The organism is Mycobacteroides immunogenum (assembly GCF_001605725.1).
GTDB classification, from domain to species: Bacteria; Actinomycetota; Actinomycetes; order Mycobacteriales; family Mycobacteriaceae; genus Mycobacterium; species Mycobacterium immunogenum.
This window is the reverse complement of the sequence record NZ_CP011530.1, coordinates 3,135,853-3,155,337: the sequence shown is the minus strand read 5'-3', so window position 1 is coordinate 3,155,337 and position 19,485 is coordinate 3,135,853. Positions and strand designations below refer to the sequence as shown.

Below are 19,485 nucleotides of genomic sequence, written 5' to 3'. Positions count from 1 at the left end.
TCAGTCCAGCTGCAGGTCGATGATCTTGACTTCCTGGGCGGGCTCGCCGTCACCCGCGCCACGCGCGCCGGCCTTGATGCCGTTCTTGGCAATCTTGGCCAGGGTGTCCAGGCCCGTCTTGTCGATGGTGCCGAATTTGGTGTAGTTCGGCGGCAACTTCGAGTCGGCGTACACCATGAAGAACTGGCTGCCGTTGGTGTTGGGTCCCGAGTTGGCCATGGCCAGCGTGCCCGCCGGATAGTCGATGGGGCTGCCGCTCGAATCGCCCGGTGTCACCGGGTACTCGTCGGCGAACTGGTAGCCGGGGCCGCCGGTGCCGGTCCCGGTGGGATCACCGCACTGCAGGACCGACAGTTGGCCGCCGCCCGTGATGCGATGGCAGGTGGTGTTGTCGAAGAACCCCTTCTGGGCCAGACTGACGAAGCTGTTGACGGTGCAGGTGGCCCGCGCGTTGTCCAGTTCCAGACCGATATTGCCCTGGTTGGTCTTCATGCTCATGCTGATCTGCGCCGTGGTGTTGGGGATCTTGCCCGAGCGCGGCGGGTCCACCTTCTTTGCGGCCGCGCCGGCGGCCGGATACGTGCAATCGACCTCGCCGGCCGTTGGGGCCGCCTGCGCCTGGTCGGTCTGCTTGTCGCTCTTGTTGATGGCGAACCATGCGGTGATGGCTACCGCGACGATGACGGCGACCACCGCGGCACCGCCAATCGCCCAGATCCGCTGTTTACGGGCACGCTCGGCACGGTTCTCCAGCTGTCGCTCCAGCTTGCGCTTGGCAGTCTGACGTCGCTGCTCGTTGGTCGGCACCGGCTCTCCTTCTCGGGCGTCCATTGAAGAATCATCGAAGAATGTAGGTCGCCAGAGAGTGTGCCAGCCACACCTGAGAGAAGGTGCAACACCCTCAAGATGCTCTTCGCGCAAGCGGCTCATCGCCGCCGCCTAAGCTGGTCGGGTGCTGATCACCGGTTTTCCCGCGGGCATGTTCGCAACGAACTGCTACATCGTGGCGCCCCATGAGGGCGGCCCCGCCGTCATCGTCGATCCCGGCCAGGACGCCATCGACGGCGTCAAGGAGATTCTCGCCGAGCGTGCTCTCACCCCGGAGGCCGTGCTGCTGACCCACGGACATTTGGATCACACCTGGACCGCGCAGCCGCTTGCCGATGAATATGGGATTCCCGTCTACATCCATCCCGACGACCGCGTGATGCTCGCCGACCCGCTGGCCGGGATCGGTCCGGGGCTGGCTCAGTTCATTCAGGGCGAGGTATTCACCGAGCCCAAGGAGTTGGTCGAGATCGGTGACGGCGACAAGTTGGAGCTGGCCGGGATCACGCTCACCGTGGATCACACGCCGGGCCACACTCGCGGTTCCGTGGTTTTCGGTATCGAGGTGGATAGCGATACCGGTCCGGTCGATGTGGTGTTCAGCGGCGACACCCTGTTCCAGATGTCGATTGGGCGTACCGATCTGCCCGGCGGAAATCACCAGCAGCTGCTCGACTCGATTGCGGCCAAGCTGCTCACCCGCGACGATTCGACCGTCGTGCTGCCGGGGCATGGCAATGCCACCAGCATCGGCGACGAGCGACGCGCCAACCCGTTCCTCGAAGGAATCCAGTGAGCGAAAACACTTCCGGCGCTTCGTCCTTCCAGGCCCCCAAGGGCGTTCCGGACTATGTGCCACCGGACTCGGCGCAATTCCTGGCGGTCCGCGATGGGCTGCTGGAGCAGGCACGCCTTGCCGGGTACGGCTATATCGAGCTACCGGTGTTCGAGGACACCGGGCTGTTCGCCCGCGGGGTGGGGGAATCCACCGATGTGGTGAGCAAGGAGATGTACACCTTCGCCGATCGTGGTGATCGGTCGGTGACCCTGCGTCCCGAGGGCACGGCCCCGGTGATGCGCGCGGTCATCGAGCATGGTCTGGACCGCGGCCAGCTTCCTGCCAAACTTCGCTATGCCGGGCCCTTTTTCCGCTACGAGCGTCCGCAAGCCGGCCGCTACCGTCAGCTGCAGCAGGTGGGCGTGGAAGCGATCGGTGTCGACGATCCGGCCCTGGACGCCGAGGTGATCGCGATCGCCGACGCCGGATACCGTTCTCTGGGCCTGACCGGCTTCCGTTTGGAGATCAGCTCACTGGGTGACGCGTCGTGCCGGCCGCAGTACCGAGAGTTGTTGCAGGAATTTCTCTTCGGCCTGGACCTGGATGAGGCAACACGGGAACGGGCCCGTATCAACCCCATTCGGGTGCTTGATGACAAGCGGCCCGAGGTGCGTGAGATGACGGCCCATGCGCCGCTCATGCTCGATCACCTGTCGGAGGAAGCCAAGGCACACTTCGATCAGGTCCTGGGTCACTTGGACGCGCTGGGAGTGCCGTATGTGGTGAACCCCCGTTTGGTGCGCGGCCTGGACTACTACACCAAGACCACCTTCGAATTCGTGCATGACGGACTTGGTGCGCAATCCGGTATCGGTGGCGGCGGGCGCTATGACGGCCTGATGGCGCAACTCGGTGGACAGTCATTGTCGGGTATCGGGTTTGGGCTCGGTGTGGATCGAACTGTGCTCGCGTTGCGTGCCGAGGGTGTCACGGTGGGGGACAGCGGGCGCTGTGAGGTGTTCTGTGTACCCCTTGGCCAGGAAGCGAAATCGGTACTGGTGAAGGTGGCGGCGCAGCTGCGCGGCGCAGGGATTCGCACCGATATTGCCTACGGAGACCGCGGACTCAAGGGCGCGATGCGTGGTGCGGACCGCTCGGGTGCCTCGATCGCGCTGGTCGCCGGGGACCGGGAAATCGGAGAAGGAAACATCGAGCTCAAGACGCTCGCCGACGGTGTTCAGCAGCCGGTGCCGATCGATTCGATTGTCGGCGAAGTAACGGCGCGGCTAGCATCGCGGATATGACACGTATGGGACGTATCACAGCAGCTCTGCTCGCCACGGCCAGTACCGCAGCCCTGACGCTCTCGTCGGTGGCCATCGCCCCGATGGCGCAGGCGGCTACGCACCAGGTGAAGTATGTGATCAGTTCCGATCGTGACTTCCTGTCGCAGACTCTGGTTCTGCAGAATGAGCCGCCGAGCAAGTCCGCGTACGACTCGGAATCGAGCAAGTACCTGGTGCGTAACTCGACGCGTATCGCCCCCGACTCGCCCTTCGTTGTCGAGACCACGTTGAACGACCCGACCCAGTGGGCATACGTGAGCGCCAGCGCGGCGGCCAAGGCCGTGACCGGCGCCCCCGTATTTCATTGCGAGGTGTACGTGGACGGCGCACTGGCGACTCAGGCAGATGGCGAGACCGCGGTCACCTGTTCACTGCGGCAGTGGTAACCCGCTAGCGCCTCCGGCGAAAAGCCGCGCCGTGCGCTAGTCCTGGTTCAGCGCGCGGTACTTGTCCGGCCGGGTGCGCCGCACCCGCTCGGCTACGCCCAATCCGGTGACGAAGATTGCCGTGATGAGTCCGCCCAGCACCAATGCCGTTGTGGTACTGCCCACGAGCAGCGGGAAGTTCTTGATCACCAGCAGCAGGATCGCGGTGAGCCCCACGAACGAGAGCCCCGGTGCGACGACGGCATGCCAGCGGCCCGTCTCATGTTCCGTGCTGCGAAAGAACACGATCACAGCCAGGCTGGTCATGGCCATGAGAGCAACCAGCCCGAGTGTCGATGCGCCCGTACACCACATATAGGCCTGCTTGATGGGGTCCCACCCCGCCGCGGCAACAGCGGCCATCGCGACGAGTGAAATGATCGTGAAGGTCAGTGACGAACGTGAGGGAGTACGGTGCCTGCGATCGATTGTCGCCAACGGTTGAGGAAGTAAACCCTTTGTGGCCAAGGTGAATTGGTACCGGGTGATGACGTTGTGGAAAGACAGCACACACGCGAAGAAACTCGTCACCAGGAGCACCTGGATCACGTCCGTCAGGATCGGCGACACATAACCGCGAGCCAGGTTCTGCACCACAGATTCCGGCTGTGCCGACGCCATGCTCACCGCATTGTCCGTGCCCAGCCCGACGACCACGACCCATGCGGCCAGGGCGTAGAACAGGCCGATGAAAACCACCGCGATGAAGGTCGCGCGGGGAATGGTGCGATCCGGATCCCTGGCCTCGTTGCGAAACACGGTGGTGGCCTCGAACCCGATGAAACAGAAGAATCCGAACATCAGGCCGAGGCTGGGCGCGCCTGTCGTGAACGTGCTGGGCAGCAGCGGTTGCAGGGTCAGGCCGGCGGCTCCGCCACTGGTGATGACGCCGATATCGACGAGGACGACAGCCAGCGTCTCGGCGACGAGTAGCACACCGAGCACCTTCGAACTGAGTTCGATATCGCGGTAGCCGAGCACGCCGACCAAGGAAATCCACCCGAGCGCGCTGGCCCACCACGGCATGTCGACGTGGACCGCCGACAAAAGTGCGGAGGTTGCCACGCCCAGATACGCGTAGAGCCCCAAAAGCATTACCGCGTATGACCCCATCGCCAATGCCGCGGCCCCGACACCGATATGGCGTCCCAGTCCGCGTTGGATGTACGAATAGAACGCGCCGGCGTTCGGTACGTACTTGCTCATCGAGGTGAAGCCGACCGAGAACAAGGCCAAGACGGCCATTGCCACCAGAAAGAACTGCGGCGCCGCGGTGCTGGCGCTCACCGAGACGATGAGAGGAATGCTGGCGGTCACCACTGCCAGCGGTGCCGCGGCCGCGACGACCATGAAGACGATGGACCCGACCCCGAGCCCGCGGTTGAGCATGCTGGGGGAGTCTGCGGCGTCGTGGGATTCGGTGTGGGAAGCATTGATCATCGTGTTTTCACCTTCTGACGGCATTGTCGGGCAGTGCGGGCGTATACGGTGGCGTTTCACTCGGAGGTGAGCACTCCTCGCAGCACGATGCTCTTGACCTGAGTGAATTCATCGAGGGTGTAGGCGATTCCCTCACGGCCCAGGCCGCTTTTCCGGTAGCCGCCGAATGCCGCCGCATCCGGCCGATAGGTGTTGCCGCCGTTGACCGAAACGATGCCTGCCTTGATCCGCCGCCCCGCGTCGATGGCCCGGCGAAGATCGTGGGTGAATACCGCGGCGTTCAAACCGAACTGCGAGGAGTTGGCGATGTCGATGGCCTCGTCGACGTTGTCCACCGCCATGAGCGCGAAGACCGGACCGAAGATCTCGGTATCGGTGGCGATGCCGACGTGGGTATCGATCTCCAACAGCGTGGGATCTATGAAGGCTCCCCGGCGCGTGCCGCCGACAACGAGCCGTGCGCCCTGCCGGACCGCGTCCTGGATCTGTTGCTCCACCGCACAGGCGGCTTTCACGGTGATCAGCGGTCCCACGTCGGTGGTGTCACACGACGGATCGCCGACCTTCAGCCCACGGACCCGATCACCGAGCAGGGTAAGAAACTCCTGGTACCGGGAACGGACCACCATGATGCGCTTGGTGGCGACGCAGACCTGCCCGTTGGCGTAGGTGCGTCCGGTGATGGCATGGTCCACCGCCGCATCCAGATCGGCGTCCTCGCAGACGATGAACGCGTCATTGCCGCTGAGTTCGAGGAATACCCGAACGATGTTTCTGCCCGCGTTGGCGGCGATGATCGCGCCGACCGCGGTACTACCGGTGAAGGTGACCGCGGCGATGTCGGGGCTCTTGGACAAATGGTCGCCGACGATCTCGCCGTAGCCTGTCACCAATTGCAGTGCGGCAGCCGGGACTCCGGCACGGTGCAGGATATCAGTCAGCATGATGGCGACGATCGGGTCGTCTTCGGGTGCCTTGACGATCATCGCGTTGCCGGCGGCGAGTGCTGCGCCCACCTTGTGCGCGTAGAGCTCGGCAGGAAAGTTGAAGGGAACGATCCCGACCATCACCCCGAGCGGTTCACGCATGGTCACCATCAGGTCGCTCTGCATACCCTCCTGGATATCGAGCGGGATGGTCTGACCGAAGAGTCGTTTGGATTCCTCGGCGAACCCATCAAAGATGCGCGCAGTGGTGTCGATCTCCATCAGTGCGTGCGCGAACGTCTTGCCATTCTCGGCCGAAAGCATCGCACCGAGATCGTCGCGGCGGGTCCTGATCTGCGCCGCCGCGTCCTGGAGGATCGCGGCCCGCCGGAATGTCGGTGTCTGCGACCAGACCGAGAATCCCCGTGGGGCGGCGTCCAGCGCATCCTGAGCGTCCTGGACTGTCCCCGCGGGTACGGTGCCGATGAGGTTGCCGTCGAACTTGTTCCGGATCTCGATGACCTCGCCGGTGGCACTGTCGCGCGGCATGCCGGCTATCGACATTCGGTATTGGGTCAGCGTGTGCATCGGTGCGCTCATGTCGCCCATGATGCGAAACGCGCCCCCAACCACGGATGAACTCCGAACATCGTGCTCAATCCGGTTCCGATGTCGCGAAGAATTTCGGCCGGGCGGACCCGTCGACGGCGCCCCACCGAATGTTCTTCGGTGACTAATGGATCGGCCGCCGCATCTCCTCGTATCCGCTGACGTACTCCATGTGCTGCATGCCGATGTAATGGTCGAAGACGATGCTTGTGGTGGTGGCCGCGACGGGGCCGGCGCTCAGCTTGGTGGCGACGAAATCGCGTAGCTGGCTGGTCGATGTACAGGCCACATGAATCAGGAAATCATCGGGCCCGCCCATGTGAAACACGTTGAGTACCTGAGGAAACTGAATGACGCGGCTGGCGTAGTCCTTGACCTGATCCCGGGCCGGCGGGGGGAGCCGGACGAACACGATCGCCTGTACCGGGAAACCGAGCGCCTCGTAGTCCACAAAGGCGTTGATCGACTTGATCAAACCCAGTTGTTCGAGGCGCTTGATGCGGGCGTGGCAGGTCGACGGCGCGATTCCGGCCTTACGTGATAGCTCATTGTTGGGAATGCGGCCGTTGGCATTGAGCTCCCAGAGCAGCAGTTCATCGATCTCGTCGGTCTTGATCTCGCGTGGCCGCTCGTCCTCATACCGTTGCATGCCTGACCTCCTGATCGACCGGATTGACGTGTGCATCGCCGTGGTCCGGATGCGGCGATTCCTTCGGATTCATTGCGACGATACGGATGGCCGATGAAAAAAGTGCTTAGTTTGGCCGAAATTCCGAAGGAAGTTCAGTATCGCGAGCATCCGGTCGAAGCATATCCCACGATATCGGGGCACCGACTCAATCAAACCCGGTACAAGAAATCGCACCTGTTGCGCCACAAAGCCATTGGCGAACAATGCCGCTTCCTAGCCTCGCCACCTGCAAAGGAGCAGAATCCGATGATTCCGACCCAGGGCACACCCGACCGCGAAGCCCTCATCAAACACCTCTCCGATCGTGCCAAGTTCGTCCGCCTCGAGACGGTGCGGCTGTCCAAGATCGCGGGAGCCGGGCACTATACGTCCTCGTTCTCGGCGGCGGAGCTCTTCGCTGCGTTGTATTACGAGATTTTGCAATACAACTCGGCCGAACCGAAGTGGCCGGATCGTGACCGATTCGTGCTCAGCAAGGGGCACGCGGCAATCGGGCTCTACCCGATTCTGGCCGACGTCGGCTACTTCGATCCCGCGGAGCTCGACAACTACACCCGGCTGGGCAGCCCGTTCGGAGATCACCCGGATATGAAAAAGGTTCGCGGCGTGGACTTCAGCTCCGGGTCGCTGGGACACGGGCTGTCGATTGCCGTCGGGATGGCCTTGGCCGGACGGGTGGGCAAGCGGCTGTACCGGACTTTCTGCATGCTCGGTGATGGCGAGCTGCACGAGGGGCAGATATGGGAGGCGGCCAATGCTGCCGGCCACTATCGGCTGGGTCGCCTGGTTGCCATCGTGGACCGCAACATGTTGTGTATCGATGGCTTCACCGATGACGTGATGGCTGTCGAGCCCATTGAAGACCGATTCCGGGCCTTTGGCTGGCAGACGCATCGGGTGGACGGGCACGATCTGGACCAGCTGCTCGATGTCTTCGACGGTCTGCCGAACGTACAAGACGGTCCGCCACAGCTGATCGTGGCGGACACGGTGAAGGGACGCGGTGTGCGCCTCATGGAATACAACCCCGACTGGCACGTCGGCAATCTTGTTGGGGCCGACTACGACGACGTGATCGCAGAGCTGGAAGCCGGCCTGCGCCCGCTGGAGGAAGCGAAATGACCGAGACTCAGGATCAGGCAGAGATTTTCGGCGGTGGAGCCACCGAGCTGCGTGACAAGCGTTCTTTCGACGGCAGCGATGTGAGTTCGATTCCGGCGTTCGTGTTCGGTGAAGAGTTGGCCGACCTCGCAGACGCGGACTCGCGGGTAGTGGTGCTGACCGCCGACCTCGCCAGCGCGAACCGGGCCACCGACTTTGCCGATCGGCACCCGGATCGCTTCTTTAACATGGGGATTGCCGAAAAGGGCATGATCACCACGGCGGCAGGCATGGCGTCGTGTGGATATGTGCCCTTCGCGGCGACCTTCGCCTCGTTCTCGGCATTGCTATGTGCCGAGCAGATTCGCACCGACTGCGCCTACCCGCGGATGCCGGTGCGTGTCGTGGGCCACCACTCGGGCATGTCGATGGGGTTCTACGGCACCAGCCACCACGCGCTGGAAGACCTTGGGGTGCTGCGCACATTCGCCGAATTGACAGTCGTGTGCGCCACCGACGCCAACCACCTGCGCGCGATCTTGCGCGCGGCCGTGGACCACCCGGGGGCGATGTACATCCGGCTGGGTCGTGGTCGCGATCCTGAGGTCTATGCATCGGTACCGGACATCACGTTCGGCAAGGCCATCAGAATCCGGCAGGGCACGGATCTGACCATCATCGCTACCGGCACCGAGGTGCATCCCGCTTTGGCCGCCGCCGAGGAGCTCGCCGAATGTGGGATCAGCACAAGGGTTGTCGACATGCACACGGTAAGCAGTGTCGATACCGAAGAGGTGCTTGCCGCCGCACGTGAGACCGGCGCGATCCTGACGGTGGAAGAACACAACATCACCAATGGGCTCGGCACGGCAGTCGCAGAGGCCTTGTTCGAGGCGGGCGTGCAGGGGGTGCGATTCCGCAAGCATGGTGTCCCCGACGAATACATACCGGTCGGGCCGCCGGCCGCGCTGTACGCGGCATACCGATTGGACGCACCGGGTATCGCCGAGGTGGCCAAGGAACTACTGCGATGACGGCCGACAATGACACCGGGCTGTCCAAGCGTGCCGCCACCGTCATTCCCGGGGGAATCTACGGACACATGAACGTCCTGGAGTTCTCGGATACGTTGCCGCAGTATATGGTTAGTGGACAGGGCTGCCGCCTGACGGACACTGAAGGAAAGATCTACCTCGACTTCATGTGCGGATGGGGGCCGGTGGTGCTCGGTCATCGGCACCCACGAGTGCAGCATGCGGTGCAGCGGCAACTCGAGCAGGGAGACTGCCTCAATGGGGCGGCGCCCGTCATGGTGGAGCTGGCTGAACTCCTGGTCGACACCATCGCTCACGCGGATTGGGCACTGTTGGCCAAGAACGGGACGGACGCCACCACCGCGTGCCTGACCATCGCCCGGGCGGCGACCGGCCGCCGCAAAGTACTGATGGCACACGGCGCCTACCATGGGGCAGTGCCGTGGTGCACACCGGTGAATGTCGGTGTTACCGTTGAGGATCGGGCCCATCTGGACTACTTCGAATACAACGATCTGGCGTCGGTACACGCCGCGGCGGACCGTGCCGGCGATGACCTTGCGGCCATCATCGTCTGTCCCTTCCGCCATGACGTGCGGCGGGACCAGGAACTTGCCGATCCGGAGTTCGCGCGCGGGCTGCGTGCTCTGTGTGACAAGACAGGCGCGGCACTGATTCTCGACGATGTCCGTTGTGGGTTCCGCCTTGCGCTCGCAGGCAGTTGGGAGCCGCTGGGAGTGCGTCCCGACCTGTCGGCCTGGTCCAAGGCCATCGCCAATGGCTACGCGTTGGCCGCCGTCACCGGAACGGAAGCACTGCGTGAGGCGGCCTCCCGGATTTATGCCACGGGCTCGTTCTGGTTCTCCGCGGCGTCGATGGCGGCGGGCATCGCCACCATCACCGAATTGCGCGATACCGATGCGTTGCAGAACATTCAGCGCGCGGGACAGCGTCTGCGTGACGGGCTTGCGGCGCAGGCGGTGGCCCACGGCTTCGCGATCACCCAGTCGGGTCCGGTGCAGATGCCGTTGCTGCACTTTGCCGACGACGATGATTTCGCGCTCACCCGCCGCTGGTGTGATGAGGCCGGTGCGCGCGGCGTCTACGTGCATCCGTATCACAATTGGTTCCTCGGGTCCGCGCATTCCGACGACGACATCGATGAGGCATTGCGGCACACCGATGCGGCCTTCGAATCGTTGGCACGGAATCGGTGACTTCGATGAAGATCACCGCGGCGGTGCTGGAAGAATCGGGACGCGCCAGGCCTTTTGCGCTGTCGCGGCCGATCTCCGTCGGCGAGGTCGATCTGGCCGAACCCGGGCCGACGGAGCTGCTTGTCCGGATCGAGGCGGCCGGCGTCTGTCACTCCGATCTGAGCGTGGTCGACGGCAACCGATCGCGCCCGCTGCCCATGTTGCTCGGACACGAAGCAGCAGGAATCGTGGTGGGTACCGGCTCCGCGGTCACCGATATCCGGCACGGGCAGCGCGTGGTGATGACATTCCTGCCACGCTGCGAACAATGCGAGGCGTGCGCCCAGGACGGCCGGTTGCCGTGCTCGGCCGGATCGGCGGCCAACAACGCCGGCCTATTGCTTCGCGATGGGCTGCGACTGCACCGCGCGGGGACCCCCATTCGTCACCACCTGGGGGTGTCGGCATTCGCTACTCACGCGGTCGTCGACCGCGCCTCGGTGGTGCCGGTGGGTCTGGACGTCCCTCCCGATGTGGCGGCGGTTCTCGGGTGCGCGGTGCTCACCGGAGGCGGTGCGGTGCTCAACGTCGCCAAGCCCGCACCCACGGACACGGTCATGATCGTCGGGCTCGGCGGCGTGGGGATGGCCGCCGTCATCACCGCGAAAGCGGTTGGCGTGGAAAGAATCATCGCGGTAGATACGGTGGGACAGAAGCGTGCTCAAGCCGTGGCACTCGGTGCCAGTGAGGCATACGCGCCCGACGAAGTCCTGGAGCAGGGTATTTCGGCGCGCTATGTGATCGAATGCGCCGGGCATCCACGCGCCTTCGAGACGGCCTTCGCCGCCACCCGGCCGGGTGGCACCACGGTCACCGTCGGGCTGCCCGCACCGGCGGCGCGGGCCTCGATCTCCCCGCTGACAGTCACCGCCGAGGCACGCACAGTAGTGGGCAGCTATCTGGGGACCGCGGTACCCTCGCGGGACATTCCGCGCTATGCCCAACTGTGGCGGGCAGGGAAATTGCCTGTGGACAAGCTCATTTCGTCCAGGATAGAACTCGCGCAGATCAATGAGGCGATGGATCTACTGGCCGACGGCCTGGCCATTCGTCAGGTGATCATGTTCGATCAGCCGGCGAACACGTAGACCCAGGCATTGGCACCGGAACGCAGCGGCACGGAAACCCGTTGGTAGTCATCGACTTCGTACTCATCGGCGGCAGCGAGCTGCGCGGCGGTGATGGAGAATACCGTGCCGGGAACTTCCGCCGCCGCGTCAGCAGACGGGCGCAGGATGGGATGGCGGTCGCTACCGCTGGTCTCGATGACATGTGGGTCGGTGATGGTCACGTAGTCCAGATCGAACCCCACAATGGCATCGGCACGGCCGTCGAGCTCCTGACCGAATGTGCTGCGTTGCACCTCGGGCTGTTGCAGAGTGCCGTAAGAAAACAGGAGTTCGGTCGCGGTATCCGTCACCTGCTCAGTCAACCAGGCCGCCGCATGGGCCGCTCAGGGTGTCAGGCGCCGAGGTGTACGGCGCCATCCGGACCGATCCGCCAGCCCGGGTTGTGTGCGATTTCCCAGATCAGTCCGTTCGGGTCCTGGACATGGGCGTGGAACACCCCGCCGAACTGCCCAGGCTGCGGATGCTTGAGAACTGTGCCACCCGCGGCAGCCATGATGCCGGACAGCTCGTTGACATCTTCGGGGGTGTCGACGTTGTGCGCCAAGGTGATTCCGGAGACTCGTGCCTGGTCACCCGGCGTGGCGAGATCCTCGTTGAACTTGTCCGCGAGGAAGAAGCCCAGCACTTGTCCCGGGGCGCTCTGGTAGAAGACGATCTCGCCTTCGACATCCAGCAGCGGGGTCCAGCCCAGCGCGCCGTAGAAATGTCGAGTGGCGTCCAGATCCGTTGCGGCGATAGTGACAAAGTGCAACTGCTGCTTCATGAGACCAACCCTAGATTCGTGTTCCGACACCGCGTAGGGGATTGACAGGAGTATCGAACATATGTTCGCATGGACGCATGCGGTGGGATGCTCAGACGTTGAACGCCGACGATGGCGCTCTCCCCGGACTGGAGCGTATCGGTCTGGTGCGCAGCGTGCGCACGCCAGAGTTCGAAGGCATCACCTTTCACGAGGTGCTCTGCAAGTCCGCGCTGAACAAGGTGCCCGCGGTCTCCATGCTGCCATTTCGGTTCACGGTCAATGCCTTTCGGGGCTGTGCACACGCCTGCCGGTATTGTTTCGCCCGCCCCACCCATGAGTACCTGGAGTTCGATAGCGGCGCCGATTTCGACACTCAGATCGTGGTGAAGACCAACCTGGTTCCGGTGCTCAGGAAGGAGCTCGGTCGCAGGTCGTGGACCCGCGAGACAGTGGCACTCGGCACCAATACCGATCCTTATCAGCGGGCCGAGGGGCGCTACCAGCTGATGCCGGGAATCATTGCGGCGCTGGCAGAGTCAGGTACGCCCATGTCGATCCTGACCAAAGGCACATTGCTGCGCAGGGATCTGCCGCTGCTGTCCGAGGCCGCTGGACAGGTATCGGTGAGCCTGGGGATATCGCTGGCCATCGGAGACGAGGCGCTGCACGGGGAGGTCGAATCAGGGGTCCCGTCGCCGCAGGCCAGGCTGTCGCTGATCGCCGCGGCGCGTGAGGCCGGATTCGAACCGCATGTCATGGTGGCGCCGGTGCTTCCGTTCCTCACCGACACGACCGAGCATCTCGATGATCTGTTGAGCCGGATCGCCGCCGCCGGTGCGGCGGGCGTCACCGTCTTCCCCTTGCATCTGCGGGGGACTACCCGGGGCTGGTTCATGTCCTGGATATCGCAATCGCATCCCGAGCTCGTCAGCCGATACCGCGAGCTGTATCGCAAGGGTGCCTACGTACCCGCCGAGTATCGCGCGTGGCTGCGCGAGCGCGTCGGGCCATTGGTGCGCAAGTATGGGCTGGCCTCGCATCGGGAGGAGACCCCAGCGCGGCCGGTGAAAATGGCTCCAGCGCTGGAGCCGACACTTTTCTAGGCGGGTTAGTTCAGGCTCTGCGCGTTGAAGGTGTCGCAGGTGCGGTAGTCGCCGGTGTTGTATCCCTGGGTGAACCAGCGCTGGCGCTGCTCGGATGAGCCATGGGACCACGCCTCGGGGTTGACCCGCCCGGTGGCCCGCTTCTGGATCCGGTCGTCGCCGACCGACGATGCCGCCGACAAAGCGTCACGAATATCCTGATCCGTCAACGGCTTCAGGAACGGGACGCCGGTACCTTCCTGAACCGTGGTGGACGCGTGCTTGGCCCAGACACCCGCGTAGCAGTCGGCCTGCAGTTCGGTGCACACGCCGCCGCCCGCCTGTCCCTCGGCGCAGCGGTGATTCTTGCCCAGCACCCCGAACAGGTTCTGCACGTGATGACCGAACTCGTGGGCCACCACGTACTCCTGCGCCAAGGGGCCGCCACTGGAGCCGAACTGGTCGACCAACACCTGGAAGAAGCTGGTGTCGAAGTAGGCGGTGCGGTCGGCCGGGCAGTAGAACGGGCCTACCTCGGTGGTCGCGGCGCCACATCCGGTGTTGACCTGATTGCTGAACAGCTTGACGTTCGGCCGCGGGTACTTCGGGCCGAGAATCTGAGTCCAGACGGCGTCCACCGAGTTCCCCGTCGCGATGATGCGGCAGTCCAACGACTTGTTCGCGTCGGCACCGGTTCTGCAGTGGCTGAAATCCTGTGTCTGCCCCTGCGCGGGGCCGGCTTGCTGCGGGCCTTGTTGTTGCAGGACCTGGCTGGGATCGCCGCCGAGCAGCATCACCACCACCGCGATCAGCAACCCGCCGACACCGCCACCGATGGCCATTTTCGGGCCGCGGCCCATGCCGCCGCCCGAGGTGGTGCTGGTGTCGATCTGCATGCCTTCGTTGAAGGTCATTGGTCTGCCACTCCCAAGTCTGTGTTCGCGCCACTGTGCTGTCGGCTGCCGATACCTTTGCATACTCCTCAGACCCACGTACCGCTACATGGCGAAGAGTTCATGTCACCTCCAATACTTTCCGGCGGCGTCGACGTGTCTGTAGCCCCCGCCCGCATTACGATTCGGGACGTGGCCGTTGACGTCGCTGTGCCGACCGTCGTCCGTACGCCATTGGGGGAGCTGCGGGGTACGACCGAGGGCGGCGTTTCGGTCTGGCGCGGCGTCCCCTACGCGCAGCAGCCCGTCGAGCAGCTCCGATTTCTGGCGCCTGTTCCGCTGCTGCCCTGGGACGGTGTGCGCGACGCCATCGAACATGCCCCGTTGCCGCCGCAGGGAAAGTCGTTCGTGGGTGCCGGCCGTGACGATCCCAAGATCCGCGGCGAAGAATGCCTGACCGTCACCGTGTGGTCACCGGACGTGCACGCCAGCCTGCCCGTCATGGTGTGGATTCCCGGCGGTGCATTCGTGTTCGGTGCCGGGCAGCTGGAGTTGTACAGCGGTGCGCGGCTGGCCGCCAACGGCAACGTCGTCGTCGTGAACGTCACCTACCGCATCGGAGCCCTGGGCGGGCTGGAGCTCAGTGCGCTCGGGGATGGCTTCGATGACAATCTGGCGTTGCGCGATCAGATCGCGGCGTTGACATGGGTACGCGACAACATCGCGGCGTTCGGCGGCGATCCGGACAGCGTGACGATTTTCGGCGAGTCGGCCGGGGGGACATCGGTGCTGGCGTTGCTGGCCAGCCCGGCGGCGGAGGGATTGTTCGGCCGTGCCATCGCCCAGAGCCCGGCACTGCCGCTGATCGCCGACAAGGCACTGCGCGATAAGCGTGCGCATCGATACCTGGAGCTGCTGGACGTCACCGATCCCAGCAGGCTCAAGGTGCTGCCCCAACGTGAGCTGCGCCGTGGCGCGGCCAAGCTCCAGATTGAGAGCGCCACAGAAACTCCGGTCCTCGGATACGGACTCGCGCACGGCACCGAGCTGCTGCCGCATCACCCGATCGAGGCGGCCCGGCGTGGCGAGGTGCATCAGGTGCCGCTCATCATCGGGTCCAACAGTCACGAGGCGTCGATGTTCGCCCGCGTGAAGCCGCCAATGCTGCCCACCACCGAGCCCACCGTGAACGGGTATTTCAATCGGATCGGCCCGGAGTATCAGGACGCGATCATCGCCGCCTATCCCGGTTATCCCAGCCGACAGGCACTTGTCGCGGTGGGCTCCGACGCGATGTTCGCCGCACCCATGTGGGCCTTTGCCGATGCCTACAGTGCCTTCGTGGACACCTACATGTACCGCTTCGACCACACCGCGTGGGGACTGCGGCTACTCGGCTTGGGCGCGACCCATGGCAGTGAGATCGTGCACGTGCACCACAGCTATGGATCGTTCGTGGGCATGCTGCTCAGTCCGCTGGGTGCGCGGATGATGCCCTCGGTGGGGCGCCGCATGCAACGGGCCTGGCTGGATTTCGCCACCGGCGACGGACCGCGGGACTGGCCGACCTATGGCGCTGACGGCCGGCAGACGCGGATCATCCGATCGCGTTCGGACGTCACCATCGAGGACCCCGACTCGGTCCGCCGTATCGCCTGGGCCCAGGTGCACTGAGCCGCCTCCGTCGAGTGCGAGCCTGGCGCGGAAAGGTGGCCCGAAAATCGCGTGACGCTCGCACTCGTCGGCGGGAAAATACGGACCGCTAGGCTCAAATGTCTCAACACTGACTTTTCGAAGGGATCTTTCGTGCTGCGCACTCATGACGCCGGTTCGTTGCGGGAGTCGAACGCCGGGCAGCGAGTGACGCTTGCCGGCTGGGTGGCACGCCGGCGCGACCACGGCGGCGTCATTTTCATCGACCTGCGTGATGCCTCCGGTGTCGCCCAGGTGGTGTTCCGTGATGACACTGTGCTGGAGCAGGCCCACCGGCTGCGCGCGGAGTTCTGCGTCGAGGTCACCGGTGTGGTCGAAGTCAGGCCCGAGGGCAACGCCAACGCGGAAATCCCTACCGGCCAGATCGAAGTGAATGCCGCCGAACTCACGGTGCTCAACGAGAGCGCGCCGCTGCCGTTCCAGCTCGACGAGACCGCGGGTGAAGAAGCGCGTTTGAAGTATCGCTACCTCGACCTGCGCCGCGAAGGACCCGGCAGCGCGATCAGGTTGCGCTCCAAGGCGAACGCGGCCGCACGCAGTGTGCTGTCGCGCCACGATTTCGTCGAGGTGGAGACCCCGACGCTGACCCGCTCGACACCTGAGGGTGCGCGCGACTTCCTGGTCCCGGCGCGTTTGCAGCCGGGCAGTTTCTACGCGCTGCCGCAGAGCCCGCAGCTGTTCAAGCAGCTGCTCATGGTCGCCGGCATGGAGCGGTACTACCAGATCGCGCGCTGCTACCGCGACGAGGATTTCCGCGCGGATCGGCAGCCCGAGTTCACTCAGCTCGACATCGAGATGAGCTTCGTGGACCAGGACGACGTCATCGCGCTCGCCGAGGAAATCCTCGTGGCGCTGTGGGACTTGATCGGATACCACGTGCCCACGCCCATCGCCCGCATCACCTACGCGGAGGCCATGCGCCGCTACGGCAGCGACAAGCCGGACCTGCGGTTCGGGCTGGAGTTGGTGGAGTGCGCCGAGTACTTCTCCGAGACCAGCTTCCGGGTGTTCCAGGCACCGTACGTGGGCGCGGTCGTGATGCCCGGCGGTGCCGATCAGCCACGGCGCACCTTGGACGGCTGGCAGGAGTTCGCCAAGCAGCGCGGGCACAAGGGGCTGGCATACGTTCTGGTGGGCGAGGACGGCACGCTCGGCGGTCCCGTGGCCAAGAACCTGTCCGACACCGAGCGTGACGGGCTCGCTGCTCATGTGGGTGCCAACCCGGGCGACTGCATCTTCTTCTCCGCGGGCGCCGCCAAGTCGTCGCGCGCGCTGCTGGGTTCGGTACGTGGTGAGGTGGCACAGCGCCTCGGGTTGATCGACCCCGACGCGTGGGCGTTCACCTGGGTGGTGGACGCGCCGCTGTTCGAGCCCGCCGATGACGCCACGGCCGCCGGTGATGTGGCGGTTGGTTCGGGCGTGTGGACGGCCGTGCACCACGCCTTCACTTCGCCGAAACCGGAGTCGGAGAACACCTTTGACACCGATCCGGGTTCGGCCTTGGCCTATGCCTACGACATCGTGTGCAACGGACACGAGATCGGCGGCGGTTCGATCCGTATCCACCGTCGTGACGTCCAGGAGCGGGTCTTCCAGGTGATGGGCATCAGCAACGAGGACGCACAGGAGAAGTTCGGCTTCCTGCTGGACGCCTTTGCCTTCGGCGCACCGCCGCACGGCGGTATCGCCTTCGGTTGGGACCGGGTGACGGCACTGTTGGCGGGTACCTCCTCGATTCGCGAGGTCATCGCCTTCCCGAAGTCCGGCGGCGGTGTGGATCCGCTGACCGACGCGCCGGCCCCGATTACCGCCGCGCAGCGTAAGGAATCCGGGATCGACGCCAAACCCGAGAAGGCCGACAAGGCCGACAAGGTGGACAAGCCGGCGAACGCGTAGCCCGCGTGCTACACGTCAGGGTGATCGCGCCCGCCGATCTGTCCGACCAGGTGGTCGAATTCCTTTCCACCACCACCGGAGTCGCCCACATCGTGCGGGTGCCCAAGGCTGCCATCAGTCCGGCGGGCGATGTCATCACCGCCGACGTGGCCCGCGAGACCGCCAACGACGTGCTCGACGGCCTGAAATCGATCGATATCGACAAGCGCGGATCGATCACCGCCGAGGTGCTCGACACGGTGATTTCGCAGACCGCCTTCGAGGCGGAGGACGACGCGGAAGGCGATCCCGCCGACGCCGTCATCTGGGATGAGCTGATCGGGCGTACGCGTGAGGAGTCCACCCTCAATCTGACCTTCCTCGCCTTCTTGTGCCTGGCCTGCCTGATCGCCGCGGTGGGCATTGTCACCGATTCGCCGGTCACCATCGTGGGTGCCATGGTGGTCGGCCCTGAATTCGGTCCGCTTGCCGCCCTGGCAGTTTCGATTGTGCGGCGCAAATGGTCGCTGGCCCGGCGGTCGCTGCTGGCGCTGCTTGTCGGGTTCCCGGTGGCGATGGGGGTGACCGCGGTCGGAACGCTGGCCGCGGAGGCCGCCGGGTGGGTCACCCTGACGAGCGTGCGTGAGCTGCAGCAGGTCGACTTCGTGTTCCAGGTTGGGCCGTTCTCGTTGGTGGTGGCACTCCTGGCCGGCGCCGCGGGCATGCTTTCCCTGATGTCGGCCAAATCGGCAGCGCTGGTAGGGGTTTTCATCTCGGTCACCACCGTGCCGGCAGCCGGGCTGGCGGTGGTAGCGGCGACGGTGGGGGAATGGGATATCGCCGGCCTGTCCGCCTTGCAGCTCGCCGTCAACCTTTTCGGCATCGTTCTGGCCGGAGTGTTGGTGCTCTTGGTACGGCCCCGAGGCCTGCGCTAGGCGATTTCGCCGATGTCGGCGACTCGTTGATCGAACTCCTCGTCGGCGTCGGTGTGAGCCAGCACGGGGTCACCGTATTCGTGTGGCCGCGAGACGAAGACGGTGCCCATACCGATCTCGCGCGCGGCCCGCAGGTCGTAGGGGTGAGCCGCCACCATCGCTGCCTCGTGCGGCTGCACGTTGAGGTAGCGCAGCGCGCCCCGGTACACCAGGGGGTCCGGCTTGAAACGCCCGAACACCTCGGCAGTGAGGATGGCATCCCACGAAATGCCCAGGCGCTTGAACACATTCACCATGGTGGCCATATCGGTGTTGGATAGGGTTGCCGCGACCGCCCGGGACCGTAGCGCCGCCAGGCCGGTGGGCACATCGGGCCACGGGACCAGGCGTTGCCAGCTGGACGCGACGGTCTCAGCGTGTGCGGCCTGGGGGCGCGGCAGCCCGAACTTTTCGCAGACATCGGCGAAACCGCGTGCGTACAGTTCCTGCACCCGTGTCCAGTCGTCCGCGGACTGGGTCAGATTCGCGACGCGCTCGAAGTAGTCGGTGCGCCAGGCCCGGGTGAAGGCGGCAGCGTCGAGCTCAGGGGAGTACTCGGCGACCGCCTGCGATACCGGCTCGAAGAAGTCGAGCAGAGTGCCCTGCACGTCGAACAGATATGCCTTGTAGCGCAATGCG

General features: G+C 64.7%; 19 protein-coding genes. 11 read left to right on the top strand and 8 right to left on the bottom strand.

Translation table 11 applies throughout. The annotated features are described in order from the left end of the window. Complete coding sequence (locus tag ABG82_RS15380) at positions 1-807, bottom strand: peptidylprolyl isomerase (RefSeq protein ID WP_043075779.1); 807 nt, start codon at positions 805-807, stop codon at positions 1-3. Positions 808-952: 145 nt separating this feature from the next. Between ABG82_RS15380 and ABG82_RS15375 the strand changes: the two genes are divergently transcribed. From ABG82_RS15375 to ABG82_RS15365, 3 genes are read left to right on the top strand one after another with little or no spacing between them, the layout of a single operon-like run. Further along, positions 953-1,624 carry an MBL fold metallo-hydrolase gene (locus ABG82_RS15375; protein WP_043075497.1) on the top strand — a complete coding sequence of 224 codons (672 nt, stop codon included), beginning with the start codon at positions 953-955 and terminating at the stop codon, positions 1,622-1,624. Then, the gene (gene hisS / locus ABG82_RS15370; RefSeq protein ID WP_043075498.1) at positions 1,621-2,910 is read left to right on the top strand and encodes a histidine--tRNA ligase; all 1,290 of its coding nucleotides are present in this window, start codon (positions 1,621-1,623) and stop codon (positions 2,908-2,910) included. The genes ABG82_RS15375 and hisS overlap by 4 nt, the downstream gene beginning before the upstream one ends. 5 nt (positions 2,911-2,915) lie before the next feature. Further along, complete coding sequence (locus ABG82_RS15365; protein WP_043075780.1) at positions 2,916-3,338, top strand: hypothetical protein; 423 nt, start codon at positions 2,916-2,918, stop codon at positions 3,336-3,338. 36 nt (positions 3,339-3,374) lie between these two features. Here the strand turns inward: ABG82_RS15365 and ABG82_RS15360 are convergent, their stop codons facing one another. The 3 genes from ABG82_RS15360 to ABG82_RS15350 form a co-directional block, all read right to left on the bottom strand. Then, positions 3,375-4,817 (bottom strand): APC family permease, encoded by a 1,443-nt coding sequence (locus tag ABG82_RS15360; RefSeq protein WP_043075781.1) that lies wholly within the window; start codon positions 4,815-4,817, stop codon positions 3,375-3,377. Between the two features lie 56 nt (positions 4,818-4,873). Beyond that, entirely contained in the window at positions 4,874-6,343 is a 1,470-nt protein-coding gene (locus ABG82_RS15355; RefSeq protein WP_043075782.1) for an aldehyde dehydrogenase family protein, read from the bottom strand. Between the two features lie 133 nt (positions 6,344-6,476). Beyond that, on the bottom strand, positions 6,477-7,001 hold the full coding sequence (locus tag ABG82_RS15350; protein WP_043075499.1) for an Lrp/AsnC family transcriptional regulator: 525 nt from the start codon (positions 6,999-7,001) through the stop codon (positions 6,477-6,479). A gap of 288 nt (positions 7,002-7,289) precedes the next feature. Here ABG82_RS15350 and ABG82_RS15345 point away from each other — a divergent pair, with 288 nt between their 5' ends. Genes ABG82_RS15345 through ABG82_RS15330 form a run of 4 tightly spaced genes read left to right on the top strand, consistent with a single transcriptional unit; the run spans position 7,290 to position 11,522 of the window. Continuing rightward, positions 7,290-8,165: a transketolase gene (locus ABG82_RS15345; RefSeq protein WP_043075783.1), complete on the top strand. Its 876-nt coding sequence runs from the start codon at positions 7,290-7,292 to the stop codon at positions 8,163-8,165. Then, positions 8,162-9,178, top strand: coding sequence for a transketolase family protein (locus ABG82_RS15340; protein ID WP_052510886.1), 1,017 nt, complete (start codon positions 8,162-8,164; stop codon positions 9,176-9,178). The genes ABG82_RS15345 and ABG82_RS15340 overlap by 4 nt, the downstream gene beginning before the upstream one ends. Continuing rightward, entirely contained in the window at positions 9,175-10,395 is a 1,221-nt protein-coding gene (locus ABG82_RS15335) for an aminotransferase class III-fold pyridoxal phosphate-dependent enzyme (protein WP_043075500.1), read from the top strand. Before ABG82_RS15340 ends, ABG82_RS15335 begins: the two co-directional genes overlap by 4 nt. A gap of 5 nt (positions 10,396-10,400) precedes the next feature. Then, on the top strand, positions 10,401-11,522 hold the full coding sequence (locus tag ABG82_RS15330) for an alcohol dehydrogenase catalytic domain-containing protein (protein ID WP_043075501.1): 1,122 nt from the start codon (positions 10,401-10,403) through the stop codon (positions 11,520-11,522). On the opposite strand, the gene ABG82_RS15325 is transcribed toward ABG82_RS15330, so the two are convergent. Continuing rightward, positions 11,504-11,854 (bottom strand): gamma-glutamylcyclotransferase family protein, encoded by a 351-nt coding sequence (locus tag ABG82_RS15325; protein ID WP_043075502.1) that lies wholly within the window; start codon positions 11,852-11,854, stop codon positions 11,504-11,506. The two genes, ABG82_RS15330 and ABG82_RS15325, sit on opposite strands and share 19 nt — an antisense overlap. A gap of 41 nt (positions 11,855-11,895) precedes the next feature. Beyond that, the gene (locus ABG82_RS15320; protein ID WP_043075503.1) at positions 11,896-12,327 is read right to left on the bottom strand and encodes a VOC family protein; all 432 of its coding nucleotides are present in this window, start codon (positions 12,325-12,327) and stop codon (positions 11,896-11,898) included. A gap of 77 nt (positions 12,328-12,404) precedes the next feature. Between ABG82_RS15320 and ABG82_RS15315 the strand changes: the two genes are divergently transcribed. Further along, complete coding sequence (locus tag ABG82_RS15315) at positions 12,405-13,412, top strand: Rv2578c family radical SAM protein (protein ID WP_043075504.1); 1,008 nt, start codon at positions 12,405-12,407, stop codon at positions 13,410-13,412. Between the two features lie 5 nt (positions 13,413-13,417). On the opposite strand, the gene ypfJ is transcribed toward ABG82_RS15315, so the two are convergent. Beyond that, a complete protein-coding gene (ypfJ, locus tag ABG82_RS15310; protein ID WP_043075505.1) occupies positions 13,418-14,305 on the bottom strand; it encodes a KPN_02809 family neutral zinc metallopeptidase in 888 nt (295 codons plus the stop codon). Between the two features lie 102 nt (positions 14,306-14,407). On the opposite strand from ypfJ, the gene ABG82_RS15305 reads away from it, so the two are divergent. From ABG82_RS15305 to ABG82_RS15295, 3 genes are all read left to right on the top strand, one after another. Beyond that, complete coding sequence (locus tag ABG82_RS15305) at positions 14,408-15,958, top strand: carboxylesterase/lipase family protein (protein ID WP_078343226.1); 1,551 nt, start codon at positions 14,408-14,410, stop codon at positions 15,956-15,958. Between the two features lie 132 nt (positions 15,959-16,090). Next, entirely contained in the window at positions 16,091-17,893 is a 1,803-nt protein-coding gene (gene aspS / locus ABG82_RS15300; protein WP_043075506.1) for an aspartate--tRNA ligase, read from the top strand. 5 nt (positions 17,894-17,898) lie between these two features. Next, entirely contained in the window at positions 17,899-18,807 is a 909-nt protein-coding gene (locus tag ABG82_RS15295; RefSeq protein WP_043075507.1) for a DUF389 domain-containing protein, read from the top strand. Here ABG82_RS15295 and ABG82_RS15290 read toward each other — a convergent pair. Further along, positions 18,804-19,481, bottom strand: coding sequence for a haloacid dehalogenase type II (locus tag ABG82_RS15290; protein ID WP_043075508.1), 678 nt, complete (start codon positions 19,479-19,481; stop codon positions 18,804-18,806). The genes ABG82_RS15295 and ABG82_RS15290 overlap by 4 nt on opposite strands. Positions 19,482-19,485: the final 4 nt, after the last annotated feature.